13 protein-coding genes are annotated in these 13,682 nt (G+C 71.7%); 6 read left to right on the forward strand and 7 right to left on the reverse strand.

The window, feature by feature from the left end; all coding sequences use genetic code 11:
- The first annotated feature begins 11 nt into the window (after positions 1-11).
- The 3 genes from GCL84_RS04430 (at position 12) to GCL84_RS04440 (ending at position 2,336) form a co-directional block, all read left to right on the forward strand.
- A complete protein-coding gene (locus GCL84_RS04430; protein ID WP_156754045.1) occupies positions 12-422 on the forward strand; it encodes a YbaB/EbfC family DNA-binding protein in 411 nt (136 codons plus the stop codon).
- Positions 419-940, forward strand: a complete 522-nt coding sequence (locus GCL84_RS04435) for a YbaB/EbfC family nucleoid-associated protein (protein ID WP_156754046.1) — start codon at positions 419-421, stop codon at positions 938-940. Before GCL84_RS04430 ends, GCL84_RS04435 begins: the two co-directional genes overlap by 4 nt.
- Positions 941-1,085: 145 nt before the next feature.
- Positions 1,086-2,336 carry a primosomal protein gene (locus tag GCL84_RS04440; RefSeq protein WP_156754047.1) on the forward strand — a complete coding sequence of 417 codons (1,251 nt, stop codon included), beginning with the start codon at positions 1,086-1,088 and terminating at the stop codon, positions 2,334-2,336.
- 64 nt (positions 2,337-2,400) lie between these two features.
- Here the strand turns inward: GCL84_RS04440 and GCL84_RS04445 are convergent, their stop codons facing one another.
- Positions 2,401-3,516: an adenosine deaminase gene (locus tag GCL84_RS04445; protein ID WP_156754048.1), complete on the reverse strand. Its 1,116-nt coding sequence runs from the start codon at positions 3,514-3,516 to the stop codon at positions 2,401-2,403.
- Positions 3,517-3,756: 240 nt separating this feature from the next.
- Between GCL84_RS04445 and GCL84_RS04450 the strand changes: the two genes are divergently transcribed.
- Entirely contained in the window at positions 3,757-5,163 is a 1,407-nt protein-coding gene (locus GCL84_RS04450; protein ID WP_156754049.1) for an apolipoprotein A1/A4/E domain-containing protein, read from the forward strand.
- Positions 5,164-5,437: 274 nt separating this feature from the next.
- Here GCL84_RS04450 and GCL84_RS04455 read toward each other — a convergent pair whose 3' ends face one another.
- The 6 genes from GCL84_RS04455 to GCL84_RS04480 all read right to left on the reverse strand — a co-directional run bounded on the left by GCL84_RS04455 (position 5,438) and on the right by GCL84_RS04480 (position 12,193).
- Positions 5,438-6,715: a thymidine phosphorylase gene (locus GCL84_RS04455; protein ID WP_156754050.1), complete on the reverse strand. Its 1,278-nt coding sequence runs from the start codon at positions 6,713-6,715 to the stop codon at positions 5,438-5,440.
- Positions 6,712-7,104 (reverse strand): cytidine deaminase, encoded by a 393-nt coding sequence (locus tag GCL84_RS04460; RefSeq protein WP_156754051.1) that lies wholly within the window; start codon positions 7,102-7,104, stop codon positions 6,712-6,714. Before GCL84_RS04460 ends, GCL84_RS04455 begins: the two co-directional genes overlap by 4 nt.
- On the reverse strand, positions 7,101-8,357 hold the full coding sequence (locus GCL84_RS04465) for an ABC transporter permease (protein ID WP_156754052.1): 1,257 nt from the start codon (positions 8,355-8,357) through the stop codon (positions 7,101-7,103). The genes GCL84_RS04460 and GCL84_RS04465 overlap by 4 nt, the downstream gene beginning before the upstream one ends.
- Positions 8,354-9,502: an ABC transporter permease gene (locus tag GCL84_RS04470; RefSeq protein ID WP_156754053.1), complete on the reverse strand. Its 1,149-nt coding sequence runs from the start codon at positions 9,500-9,502 to the stop codon at positions 8,354-8,356. Before GCL84_RS04470 ends, GCL84_RS04465 begins: the two co-directional genes overlap by 4 nt.
- The gene (locus tag GCL84_RS04475) at positions 9,502-11,043 is read right to left on the reverse strand and encodes an ABC transporter ATP-binding protein (RefSeq protein WP_197523015.1); all 1,542 of its coding nucleotides are present in this window, start codon (positions 11,041-11,043) and stop codon (positions 9,502-9,504) included. Before GCL84_RS04475 ends, GCL84_RS04470 begins: the two co-directional genes overlap by 1 nt.
- A 106-nt stretch (positions 11,044-11,149) precedes the next feature.
- A complete protein-coding gene (locus GCL84_RS04480) occupies positions 11,150-12,193 on the reverse strand; it encodes a BMP family lipoprotein (protein ID WP_197523016.1) in 1,044 nt (347 codons plus the stop codon).
- Between the two features lie 637 nt (positions 12,194-12,830).
- On the opposite strand from GCL84_RS04480, the gene sdhC reads away from it, so the two are divergent.
- Together sdhC and GCL84_RS04490 are read left to right on the forward strand one after the other, a co-directional pair.
- Complete coding sequence (sdhC, locus tag GCL84_RS04485) at positions 12,831-13,262, forward strand: succinate dehydrogenase, cytochrome b556 subunit (protein WP_156754055.1); 432 nt, start codon at positions 12,831-12,833, stop codon at positions 13,260-13,262.
- 2 nt (positions 13,263-13,264) lie between these two features.
- Entirely contained in the window at positions 13,265-13,675 is a 411-nt protein-coding gene (locus GCL84_RS04490) for a succinate dehydrogenase hydrophobic membrane anchor subunit (protein WP_197523017.1), read from the forward strand.
- Positions 13,676-13,682: the final 7 nt, after the last annotated feature.

A 13,682-nucleotide genomic window follows, 5' to 3' on the forward strand; every position in this document is an offset into this window, starting at 1 on the left:
ACGGGCAGCACGTGGAGATCGACATCAACCGGGAGCTGGACGCGGTGGCCAGCCGCGTGCGGCAGACCGAGGAGCACGCGCGGGCCAGGGTCGTCGGCCCGGTCACCGGGCAGGCGGTCAGCGGCGACGGCGGGGTGAGCGTCACCGTGCGGCCGGGCGGGCTGCTCTCGGAGGTCGCGCTGACCCCGGGGGCGCTGCGGATGGGCGCCGAGGCGCTGGCCGCGCAGATCACCGCGCTGGCCGGGGCCGCCACCCGGCGCGCGGGCGCGACCATGCACGCCACCCTGGCCCCCGTGCTGGGGCCCGAGGGCGAGAAGCACCTGGCGTCGCTGGGCTACCAGCCGCTCGACGAGGACGAGATCGCCCAGGACACCGTCTACGACAGCCCGCTGGGCCCGCGTGAGCGGCGGAGGGGGCCGTGAGCGAGCGCGAGGTCGTCGAGCGCAGCACGGCCCAGGTCATCGCCGACGGCCTGGAGCGGCAGAAGGCGCTCGAGGGCGTCGACGCGGTCCTGGGGCAGGTGCGCGGCACCGCGACCGACAACCACCAGAGCGTCCGGGTCACCGTCGACGGCCGGGGAAGGCTGGTCGAGCTGTGGCTGCGCCAGGACGCCGTGCGCTGGGGCGCCGACCAGCTCGGCAGGCTGATCGTGCTGGTCGCCGAGGCGGCGATGGCCCAGGCCACCCAGGCCGCCTACAACCGGCTGGCCCCGCTGCTCGGCGACGGGATGACCTACGCCATCGAGCAGCTCTCCGGCCGCCCGGCCCCGGCCAGGCGCGACAGCGGCGGCATCACCGCAGAGGAGTTCATGCGCAGGCGCGAGGAGCGGCTGCGCCGCGCCGACGGCTCCGCGTCCAGCCGCGGCCAGGCCGCCGACGACGACTGGGACCCCGACGACCCGCTGGCCTTCGACATCTCATCGCTGCGCTCGGACCGGTGACGGCGGTGACCCGGGGTGCCCCCCGCGGGGGGAACCAGCGGAAATCCCCCCGGGGGTTCGGCGCGGAGATCCAGACCCCGTAGGCTGCCGACCGGCGTGCGCGCGGGCACGCAGGCTGATGGCTGTGCGACCAGGAGGACCTCCAATGGCCCAGGACATCGTCCCGATCGAGCTGCGTCTGCCGCAGGGTGACGTCGTCACGCTGTGGGCTCCGCGCTGGCGGGAGGACGGCGAGGAGTGGGAGGCGTTCCTCGGGCACGAGGACGACCTCTTCGCGTTCCCGGACGCGGCGCACCTGGCCGCATTCGTGCGGACCACCGAGGAGCACGACCTGTCCGACCACCCGGCGTGGCACCTGGTGCCCGCGCTGTCGGTGGCCGAGCTGATGCCCGCCGACGCCCACCAGTACGACCTGGTCGGCGTGCCGGAGCTGGTGGCCGAGGACCCCGACACCTGGACCGTCGGCGAGCTGGCCGACATCGTCAACATCGTGCGCTCGCTGGCCGACGTGTGCGAGCTCGACGAGGTGCACACCGTCCTGGACTCCGCCGCCGGGTTCTCCGTGCTGGACCAGGGCACCTTCCCGTTCACCGGCCGCGACGGCGAGAAGCTGTGGACCGACCTGGCCGAGACCATCTCCGAGCGCTGGGACGAGGTCCTCGACGCCCTCGACGACGTGGTCACCGTGCCCGAGGTCGACGAGGCCGCGCTGGAGAAGTCCAGCGCGGAGCTGGCCGAGTTCCAGGCCGAGGCCGCCGAGATCGATGACGAGTCCGAGGACATCGAGATCGTCACCGTCGCGGGCACCGATGATGAGGACGCCGAGGCCGAGGCCGGCCCGGTGGGCTTCTGGGCCGAGGTCGGCATCGACCCGATCAAGATCATCGCCGATGGCGTGGAGTACTACACGCTGCGCTGCTACCTCGACGACGAGCCGGTCTTCCTCGGCGCCGACGGCAAGATCGACGTCGCCCGCTCGCCGCGCGCGCTGGCCAAGTTCCTGGCCACCGAGGACCTGTCCGACAACGACCTGACCGACGTCTCCACCTGGGACGAGGTCGCGGCCAAGGCGACCGACGGCAGCCTGGACCTGGAGCCGGACGCCGACAACACCTACGTGCTGGCCGGACTCGGCGAGGACCTGGGCGAGGGCGTCGACGCGGTCGACCCGGTGCAGCTCGACCTGGCCGTCGAGCTGCTGACCGACGCCGCCGACTGGGCCGACGACGAGTCGGTCGGCGAGGCGCTGGGCCAGTCGGAGAGCCTGGGCTGGCTGGTCAGCTACATCCTGTCGCCGGACCCCACCCGGATGGCGCCGAGCGCGCCGTTCGACAGCGAGGCCGAGGCGTGGCGGAAGCTGGTGCAGGCCTTCGAGAACCGCCTGTCGGTGCACTGACCCCGAAGCGGTGACGGCGTGAGCGCCGGGTGGTCCCCCCGCGGGCCACCCGGCGCTGTCGTGCTCAGCCCGCCTGGATCGCGGCGTAGCCGGGCTTGATGACGTCCTCGATGACCGCCAGCCGCTCGTCGAAGCCGATGAACGCCGACTTCATGGCGTTGACGGTGAACCGCTGCAGGTCGGTCCAGCCGAAGCCGAACGCGTCCACGAGCGCCTGCATCTCCGAGGTCATCGAGCAGCCGCTCATCAGCCGGTTGTCGGTGTTGACCGTGACCCGGAACCGCAACCGCGCCAGCAGCCCGATGGGGTGCTCGCCGATCGACGGCGCCGCCCCGGTCTGCACGTTGGACGACGGGCACATCTCCAGCGGGATGCGGCGGTCCCGCACGTAGCCGGCCAGCCTGCCCAGGCGCGCGGTCCCGTCCGGGTCGACCTCGATGTCGTCGACGATCCGCACGCCGTGCCCGAGCCGCTCGGCGCCGCAGTGCTGGATGGCCTCCCAGATCGAGGGCAGCCCGAACGCCTCGCCCGCGTGGATGGTGAAGTGCGCGTTCTGCTGGCGCAGGTACTCGAAGGCGTCGAGGTTGCGGGTGGGCGGGAAGCCCGCCTCCGGCCCGGCGATGTCGAAGCCGACCACCCCGGCGTCGCGGTGGCGCACCGCCAGCTCCGCGATCTCCAGCGACCGGGCGTTCTGGCGCATCGCGCACAGCAGCGTGCCCACGCGGATGGTCTTGCCCTTGGCCGCGGCGCGCGCCTCGCCCTCGCGGAACCCGGCCTGCACCGCGCGCACGATGGTGTCGAGGCCCAGGTCCTTCTCGGTGAACAGCTCGGGGGCGTAGCGGACCTCGGCGTAGACGACCCCGTCGTCGGCGAGGTCCTCGGCGCACTCGGCGGCCACCCGCACGAGCGCGGCCTCGTCCTGCAGCACGCCGCAGGTGTGGGCGAAGGTCTCCAGGTACCGCACCAGCGAGCCGGAGTCGGCCGCCTCGCGGAACCAGGTCCCGAGCGCGGTGGCGTCGGTGGCGGGGAGGTCGCGGTAGCCTGCGGACTCGGCGAGTTCGAGGACCGTGGCGGGGCGCAAACCGCCGTCGAGGTGGTCGTGCAGGAGCACCTTGGGTGCGCGCAGCAACGCGTCCGGGGTCACCGGGACGACGGGCCGCTGGTCAATGGACGTCGACATGTCCGTACGGTACTCGCCGAGGAGTCACCCGTCCGAGTAACCAAACCGTCACGTAAGGTACGCCGCGACTCCAGCAACCGCTGGCAGGATGTCGGCCGAATGGTTCAAACCTGCGTGTCTGGACCGATGACAAGCAACAGGTGGTGTATGGACGCCTTCTGGGAGTGGCTAGGCTCCTCCTCGGTGTCTCCACAGCAGGCGCGCCCCCAACACCCATCCCCCAGGACGAAGGTCACCTCCGTGAACGAAAACAGCCCCGCGGTGTCGTTCGACCGGATGCGCAACATGCTCACGCGCGCGGCCGAGATCCGTGAGAGTGAACAACAGCAGATCTTCGACGCCCTGGACGAGATCCACGCCAGGCTGTCGCCGCTGGAGTCCATCGGGTCGGTGCGCAAGCGGCTGTCGGAGATGCCCGACCGGACCGAGGTCAGCGTGCTGGCCGAGCGGCTCGACGAGGCGATGGGCAAGCTCGAGGCGCAGGACACGGCGATCGCCGCGATCGGGCGGGCCGTGGAGAGCATCGTCGACAAGCTGGCGACCCCGTTCGCCCAGCTCGACGGTCGGCTCGACGGCGTGGCGGGCCGGTTCGAGGGTGTCGCGGGTCGGATGGACGGCCTGGAGGACAAGCTCACCAGCATCCACCGCCGCATCGACGAGCTCGACCACCACCTGGACAAGCAGGACGCCAAGGTCGACCAGGTGCCCGGCCTGGTGCTCGGCCCGGTCCGCGAGCGGGTCGAGATCCTCGAGACCGCGCTGCGCGGCCGCATCGACGAGGTCGACGAGGGCGTGCACGAGCACCTCGACGGCACCAAGGACGTGCTGGCCCGCCAGCTCACCGAGGCGGGCGAGGCGCTGACCGGCAAGGTCGAGGCCGTCGCGGGCAAGGTCGACGGGGTGCAGGGCAAGGTCACCGACTCCACCAACGCGCTGCACGGCCGCTTCACCGAGACCTCGGACTCGGTGCACGGCAAGCTCGACACCGTCCTGGGCTCGGTCGAGACGGCCCGCGACGCGGTGGCCGGTTCGGTCGAGTCGGCCCGCGAGTCGCTGGCGGGCTCGGTCGAGTCCTCGCGCGAGGCGCTCGCCGGTTCGCTCGACGCGACCCGCGAGACGCTGGCCGGTTCGGTCGGCGACTCCCGCGACGCCGTCACGGGCAAGCTCGACGAGGCCACCGGCGCCCTGCGCGACGCGCTGCAGGAGACCCGCGAGACCGTCGACGCCAGCGAGCGCCTCGAGCAGCTCGCCCAGCGCCTGGAGAAGGTCACCTCGCGCCTCGACACCATGACCACCCGCCTGGACGCGGTCGAGGACGGCTTCGCCGTCAAGCTGGGCGACCTCGGCGGCACCATCGAGCGCAGCCTGAGCAAGGTCGAGGGCACCCTCTCGCACCGCCCCGACTCCGACTCGGTGGAGACCCTGGTCCGCCGCAGCAACGACGAGTCCGTCCGCCGCATCGGCGGCCACCTCGACGAGGCCATGGCCACCTTCGCCGAACTCATGCTCGGCGGCGGCCAGCCCACCCCGCCCCCGCCCACCACCCTCCCCCGCCAGGGCACCCGCCGCCGCACCAACGGCAAGAACGTCAAGTCCGCGGACAAGCCCGAGAACAACGAGGACTCCGACATCGCCGCAGGCGCCTGACGGACCTGCTCCACAGCGCGGCCCCGCACCGGTTCGGTGCGGGGCCGCTGCCGTCCGGTGACCACCGCGCCCGCCCTGGCGACCACAACCCGCGGAGCCCGCTGACTCGAGGTCACGGCAAGCGGCTGTTTCCCTGCTCGGCGTCCGGCCCCTGCACGCGCCTCCCGCGTGCGGCTGGCGGTCAGAGCGGGCGGACCGTGGCCACCAACGTCAGTCCCAGTGCCACGCGGTTGCACCCCGCGGGCGGAGCGCGGGAACTCTGGCAGACGAGGGCTCAGCCGCGGACGGTCTCCAAGACCAAGGTGCGCTCGGGCGCCGAGTCACCCACCTCGAAGGCACCCGCCAGTGCCGCCAGCGCGCCCGCGACCGCGTCCGGGGTGTCGGTGTGCAGCTCCAACAACGGTTCCCCCTCGACCACCGGCTCCCCCGGCTTCGCCAGGCACAGCACCCCGGCCGCCGCCTGCACCGCGTCCTCCTTGCGCGCGCGGCCCGCGCCCAGCCGCCACGCGGCGACGCCCACGGCGTAGGCGTCGAGGCGGGTGAGGGCGCCCGAGGCCGGGGCGGGGACGACGTGGACGTGGGTCGGGCGGGGCAGGGGCGCGTCCGGGTCGCCGCCCTGGGCGCGGATCATCCTGGCCCAGGTCTCGTAGGCCCGCCCGGAGGAGAGCACCGCCGCCGGGTCCACATCGGACAGACCGGCCAGCGACAGCATCTCGCGCGCCAGCGCCACCGTCAGCTCGACGACATCGGCCGGGCCGCCGCCGCGGAGCACCTCGACGGACTCGGCGACCTCGACCGCGTTGCCCACCGCGCGCCCCAGCGGCACCGACATGTCGGTCAGCAGCGCCGAGGTGCGCACCCCGTGCGCGACGCCGATCGACACCAGCGCCGACGCGAGGTCGCGGGCGTCGGCCACCGTCTTCATGAAGGCGCCCGACCCGAACTTCACGTCCAGCACCAGGGCGTCCGCGCCCTCGGCGATCTTCTTGGACATGATGGAGCTGGCGATCAGCGGGATCGACTCGACCGTCCCCGTCACGTCCCGCAGCGCGTACAGCTTCTTGTCCGCCGGGGCCAGTCCCGCCGTCGCCGCGCAGACGACCGCGCCGACGGAATCCAACTGCGCCCGGATCTCGTCGGTGGACAGCGCCGCCCGCCAGCCGGGGATCGCCTCCAGCTTGTCCAGCGTCCCACCGGTGTGGCCCAGCCCGCGTCCCGACAACTGGGGCACGGCCGCACCACAGGCGGCGACCAGCGGCGCCAGCGGCAGCGTGATCTTGTCGCCCACCCCGCCGGTCGAGTGCTTGTCGACGGTGGGGCGGGTCGAGGCCAGCGACAGCGTCTCGCCGGAGCGGATCATGGCGGCGGTCCAGGCGGCGATCTCGTCGCCGGTCATGCCGTTGAGGTAGATGGCCATGGCCAGCGCCGACATCTGCTCCTCGGCGACCTCGCCCCGGGTGTAGGCGTCGACGACCCAGTCGATCTGGTCGACGCCCAGGGCCTGGCGGTCGCGCTTGGCGCGGATGACGTCGACGGCGTTGAACTGCCTCACGGGAGTGCCTCCGGGCCGAACGCGTGGGGCAGGACCTCCGACATCGGCAGCGGCCCGACGGCCGTGTCGACCAGGCAGGAGGGCCCGCCGAGCTCGTTGATGATCTGCCTGCACCGGCCGCAGGGCATCAGCAGGTCCCCGGCGCCGCTGCGGCAGGCCAGGGCGACGAGCCTGCCCCCGCCGGTCAGCGCGAGCTGTCCGGCGAGGGCGCACTCGGCGCACAGGCCGACGCCGTAGGCGGCGTTCTCGACGTTGCAGCCGGTGATGACCCGGCCGTCGTCGACCAGGGCCGCCGCGCCGACCCGCAGCCCCGAGTACGGGCAGTAGGCCAGCGCCGCCGCGGCGGTCGCGCGGACGCGCAGGTCGTCCCAGTCGACGGCGGGGGTCACTTGCCCTGCCCCCGCAGGTAGGGCGCGCCGATGAACTTGGGTGGTCGCAGCCGCTGCGAGGCCAGGCCCAGCACCAGCAGCGTCACCACGTACGGCGCCGCGCCCACCAGCTCGGCCGGGACGGCGTCGCTGGAGAAGTACCAGAACCCGAACAGCACGCCCAGGAAGCCTGCCACCGACGAGAGCACGTGGTGCCCCGAGCGCAGTTGCAGCACGGCCACCACGACCAGCGCGATGCCCAGCAGCAGGAGCAGCGCGTGCACGGCGGCCGAGCCGCGCAGCGCCATCGCGTCGGTGTAGCCGAACAGCGACGCGCCCGCGGCCAGCCCGCCGGGCCGCCAGTTGCCGAAGATCATCGCCGCCAGGCCGATGAACCCGCGGCCGCTGGTCTGCCCGTCGCGGAACTGCCCGGAGCTGACCGCCAGGAACGCCCCGCCCAGGCCTGCGAAGGCGCCGGAGGCGGTGACGGCGAGGTACTTGTACTTGTAGACGTTGACGCCCAGCGACTCCGCCGCGACCGGGGCCTCGCCGCAGGAGCGCAGCCGCAGGCCGAACGGGGTGTGCCAGAGCAGCCACACCGACCCGGCGATGAGCAGCGCGGCCAGCACGGTCAGCAGCGACACCTGGGTGACCAGGCCGCGCAGCATCCCCGCGACGTCGGAGACGAAGAACCAGCGCTTGTCCTCCACGGCGCCCAGCACGTCCGACAGCCCGGGAATGGTGATCTTCTGGGCGTCGTCGATGCGCGGCGACTGCTTCTGGCCGCCGCCGGGGGCGTCGGAGAAGTACAGCTTGGACAGGAACAGCGCCAGGCCGGGGGCGAGCAGGTTGATCGCCACACCGGAGATGATGTGGTCCACGCCGAAGGTCACCGTGGCCACCGCGTGCAGCAGCCCGCCGATGGCGCCGAGCAGCAGGCCGAACACCACGCCCGCCCACGGACCCCACTGGTAACCGGCGAACCCGGCGCCGAAGGTGCCCAGCACCATCATGCCCTCGAGGCCGATGTTGATCACGCCGGCGCGCTCGGCCCACATGCCCGCCAGCGCGGCCATGGCCAGCGGGACTGCGGCGGTCAGCGCGGCCTGCACGGTGCCGCTGGAGGTCAGGTCGGTGGCGCCCGCGAACACCCGCACCGCGGAGAGCACCAGCAGCACGGCCGCGATGGCGCCCACCCAGGCCAGCGCGGGCAGCTTGCGCTTGCCGCGCGCGGGGGGTGTGCTCCCGGCCCGCACGCTCAGTCCGGCGGTCATGCCGACGCCTCCTCGCGGTTGTCGTCCTTGGGGCCGTCGGCGGCCGGGTCCCTGGTGCTGCCCAGCGCCTTGCCGACCTCGCGCTGCTCGGTGCGCACGCGGTAGCGGCGCACCAGCTCGTAGGCGATGACCACCGAGAGCACGATGACGCCCTGCATGATGCCGACGATCTCGCGCGGCACCCCGGCGAGGTCGAGGGCGTTGGCCGAGTTGTCCAGCAGCCCCCACAGCACCGCGGCCAAGGCCATGCCGATCGGGTGGTTGCGCCCGAGCAGCGCGACCGCGATGCCGATGAACCCGATGCCGGGCGGGAAGTCCAGCGAGTACTCGTGCGAGGACCCGAGGAGCTGCGGCAGCCCGACCAAGCCCGCCACCGCGCCGGAGAGCAGCATCGACAGCAGCACCATCTTCTTGACGCTGATGCCGGAGGCCACCGCCGCGGACTCCGACAGGCCGGTGGCCTTGAGCTCGAAGCCGAAGCGGGTGCGGGAGAGCACGAACCAGTAGGCGAAGCCGACGGCGGCGGCGAGGAACACCAGCCCGAACAGGTCGGAGGAGGACCCGGAGACCGGGATGCCGCCGACCTGGCCGCCCTCGGTGATCGGCCGGGTGCCGATGTTGTTCGAGCCCGGCCGCTCCTCGGCCAGCCTGGCCGGGTTGAGCAGGTAGGACACCAGGTAGGTGGCGATCGCGTTGAGCATGATCGTCGAGATCACCTCGCTGATGCCGCGGGTGACCTTGAGCAGCGCCGCGACGCCCGCCCAGGCCGCGCCGACCAGCATCGCCGCGACGATGGTCATCGTGATCCGCAGGACCGAGGGCAGGCCCTCCATCCAGGTGGCGCCCGCCAGCGCGGCCGACAGCATCGCCGCGAGCCGGTACTGGCCGTCGACGCCGATGTTGAACAGCTTCATCCGGAAGCCGATCGCCACCGCGATGGCCGCCAGGTAGTACTGGGTGGCGCTGTTGAGCGAGTTGACGAAGGTGCGCGGGCGCTGCGCCGCGGTGACCATCGCGTCGATGGTGTCGAACAGCGAGTGCCCGGTCGCGGCCAGCACGACGGCGCAGACCAGCACGGCGAACACGAGCGCGCCGACCGGGGCGGCCAGGCCCAGCAGGACGGCGCGCGGAGCGAACCTGCGCATCAGTCTTCCCCCTCCGCTCCGGTCATCGCCGACCCGAGCTGTTCGGGGGTGACCGTCGCCGGGTCGTGGTCGGCGACGAGCCTGCCGCGCAGGATCACCGACAGCGAGTCGGACATGCCGATCAGCTCGTCGAGGTCGGCGGAGATCAGCAGCACCGCCAGGTGCTCGGCGCGGGCGCGGCGGATGTGGTCCCAGATCGCGGCCTGCGCGCCGACGTCGACGCCGCGGGTCGGGTGCGAGGCGATCAGCAGCACCGGGTCGGCGCTCATCTCGCGGCCGACGATGAGCTTCTGCTGGTTGCCGCCGGAGAGCGCGGAGGCGTGGACGTCGATGTTCGGCGTGCGCACGTCGTAGTCGCGCACGATCCGCTCGGTGTCGGCCTTGGCGGCGCGGATGTCGATCAGCGGACCGCGGCTGGACGGCTTGCGGGTCTGGTGGCCCAGCACCCGGTTCTCCCACAGGGTCGACTCGAGCACGACGCCCTGGCGGTGGCGGTCCTCGGGGATGTAGCCCATGCCCGCCTCGCGCCTGCGCCTGGTCGGCAACCGGGTGATGTCGCGCCCGCCGAGCGCGATGCGGCCCGCCGCCGGGGCGCGAATGCCCATCAGGGCCTCGACGAGCTCGGCCTGGCCGTTGCCCTCGACGCCCGCGATGCCCAGGACCTCGCCCGCGTGGATGGTGAACGACACGTCGTCGAGGACCCTGCGGCCGTCGGCGCCGGTGACGGTCAGGCCGGTGACGGTGAGCACGGGCCGGTCGGTGACCGTGGACTCGCGCAGCTCGGGGACCGGCAGCGCGGTGCCGACCATCAGCTCGGCGAGCTTGCGCGCGGTCACCTCCTTGGGCGACACGCTGGCCACGGTGGTGCCGCGCCGGATGACGGTGATGTCGTCGGCGACCGAGAGCACCTCGTCGAGCTTGTGCGAGATGAACAGGATGGTCAGGCCCTCGGCCTTGAGCTCGCGCAGGTTGCCGAACAGCTCGTCGACCTCCTGGGGCACCAGGACCGCGGTGGGTTCGTCGAGGATCAGCGTGCGCGCGCCGCGGTAGAGCACCTTGAGGATCTCCACCCGCTGGCGCTCGCCGACGCCGAGCTCGTCGACGAGCCGGTCGGGGTCGACGTTGAGGCCGTAGGAGTCGGAGATGTCCCTGATCCGCCTGCGCGCGGCGGCGAAGTCCAGCGCTACCGCGGAGCCGGGCTCGCTGCCGAGCACGACGTTCTCCAGCACGGTCAGGTTGTCGGCGAGCATGAAGTGCTGGTGCACCATGCCGATGCCCGCCCCGATCGCGTCGGCGGGGGAGGCGAACACCACGGGGGCACCGTGCACGGCGATGACGCCCTCGTCCGGCTGCTGCATCCCGTAGAGAATCTTCATCAGGGTGGACTTGCCCGCGCCGTTCTCACCGACGAGGGCGTGCACGGTGCCCGGCCGGACGGTGATGTTGACGTCGGAGTTCGCCACGACTCCCGGGAAGCGCTTGGTGATCCCGGTGAGCTCGACGGCCGGGGCGGGTTCGCCGCCTGCTGGCTCGGTTGGCACGGGGTGTTCCTCTTCCAGTGGGCTCGGGGGACCTCGGTGGCCGGAAACGCGACGGACGGACCCGGGCAGCCGCCCGGGTCCGTCCGTCGCGAACCCGTCGGGTCCCCTACTTCTGCGCGGGGACCTTGATCGTCCCGTCGACGATCTGCTTCTTGAAGTCGTCGAGCTGGGCCTTGATGTCGTCGACCTTGCCACCGCTGGTGGCGTAGTCGACCCCGCCCTGCTCCAGGTCGTAGACCTTGACGCCCTTGGCGAACTCGCCGTCCTTGACCGAGCTGATGAAGTCGTAGACGCCGACGTCCACCTTCTTGATCATCGAGGTCAGGATGACGTCCTTGACCTCGGCCAGGCCCGGCAGGTTGTACTGGTCGGAGTCGACGCCGATGCCCAGCTTGCCCTTGGCCTTGGCGGCCTTGAACACGCCGTTGCCGGAGCCGCCCGCCGCGGCGTAGACGATGTCGACGCCCGCGTCGAACATGCCGTTGGCCGCGGTCTCGCCCTTGGCCGGGTCGTTGAAGCCGGTGAAGTCCGGCGGCTCGGTCAGGTACTTGACCTGGACCTCGGCGTCCGGCTTGACCTGCTTGACGCCCGCGGTGAAGCCGACCTCGAACTTCTGGATCAGCGGGGTGTTGACGCCGCCGATGAAGCCCACCTTGTCGGTGGTCGACTTCAGGGCCGCGGCCACGCCGACGAGGAAGGAGCCCTGCTCCTCGGCGAAGACGATGTTGGCGATGTTGTCGCCGGTGGCGTCCTCGCTGTCGACGAGCGCGAACTGCACGTCGGTGTAGTCGGGGGCGACCTTGGCCAGCGAGGTGGCGTAGGCGTAGCCGACGGCGATGACCGTGGTGTAGCCGCCCTCGGCGAGCTGGCGCAGCCGGTCCTCCTTGATGGCCTCGCTCTCGCCCGCGCCCGCCTCGAGCTCCTTGATGTCGAGCCCGAACTCCTGCTTGGCCCGGTCGATGCCGCGCGCGGCGGAGTCGTTGAACGACTGGTCGCCGCGGCCGCCGATGTCGTAGGCGAGGCCCACCTTGAGCTGGGCGCCGTCGCCGGTCGAGCCGCTGCCGGCGTCGCCGGAGTCCGACGACCCGCCGCACGCGGCCAGCCCGAGCCCCAGCGCCAACGCCGCGGCCGCGAGTCGAGTTCCTCGCATTCGACGCAAGGCTTATCTCCCTCCGGATGTGGCTCGCACCAGGCGGTGGCCGGGTCACGGGCCGATGGTTCGCGGAACCGTATACTCCGCGCTCCCCGCGCACGCGATCCGAGCGCCCCGCCGTGACCCAATCGTTGGGTCCCGGGTGGCGGTCCCGGCTCCGCGCCGCGAGCGTGAGCCGCAGCGTAACCACGCGCGCGCCGACGGGCAGCCCCTACGAGCCCCCGGGCCCGCCTGCCACACGTCCGCTGATCCCCCGAATGACTGACGACGAAAGTGCGGGCGGCGACAACGCGACCATCCATAGTGGACAAGCCAGTGGTCCTGGTTGGACACCCGTGAACATTACCGATCAGTAGGGACTTTCGTGACCGATTCAGCGTTACCCGGTCGAGTAATGGGTCGGTCACAAATCGGTTTCGGCGTTCAGCGCGCCGCGAATCGGATACCACTAGAATCCCGACTGGGGTCCACCCGATATGCCCGCCAGCCTGCGTGTCTCGTCCGTCACACGAGGCAATGGCGGGTTGGGTGGGCGCCACCGCGCGGGGCTAGCATCCGAGGGTCAAGGTCCGTTTCACGCGTGTGTCGCAGGCACGGGCCCTTTGTCCATCAGCGACGTTGGAGGCCGTCTACCGTGTCCGACTCGGCCATTGCTACCGAGCAGGTAGCGGCGCGCGGGTCCCGGATCACCGGGACGCTCTACCGGGGGGACCCCGGCATGTGGTCCTGGGTGGCCCACCGGATCACCGGTGTGCTCACCTTCTTCTTCCTCTTCGCGCACGTGCTCGACACCGCCCTCGTGCGGGTGTCGCCCAACGCGTACGACGAGGTCATCGAGACCTACAAGACCCCCCTCGTGAACCTGCTCGAGGTCGGCCTGGTCGGCGCGGTGCTCTACCACGCGCTCAACGGGCTGCGGGTCATGCTGGTCGACTTCTGGGCCAAGGGGCCGAAGTACCAGAAGCCCATGCTGTGGACCGTCCTGGGCATCTGGGTGCTGGTGATGATCCCCGGCGCCTACTTCATGATGGTCCGCACCGTGACCGAGATGTTCGGGGGCCACTGATCATGACGCTCGCTCTGGACAAGCCCCGCTCCCCGCGCCGCCCCGCCGCGCGCCGGTCGAACTTCGAGCTCGCGAGCTGGTTGTTCATGCGGATCTCCGGCATCGCGCTGATCGTGCTGGTGCTGGGCCACCTGTTCATCATGAACATCCTCGACGGCGGCGTGCACCGCATCAACTTCGCCTTCGTGGCGGGCCGCTGGTCCAGCCCGTTCTGGCAGATGTGGGACCTGGCGATGCTCTGGCTCGCCGAGATCCACGGTGGCAACGGCCTGCGCACGGTCATCAACGACTACGCGCGCAAGGACACCACCCGGTTCTGGCTCAAGGTGATGCTCTACGTGTCGATGGTGCTGATCCTGTTCCTCGGCTCGTACGTCATCTTCACGTTCGACGCGACCATCCCCGCGAACTGACGCCACC

Source organism: Actinokineospora pegani (assembly GCF_009745975.1).
Lineage (GTDB): Bacteria > Actinomycetota > Actinomycetes > Mycobacteriales > Pseudonocardiaceae > Actinokineospora > Actinokineospora pegani.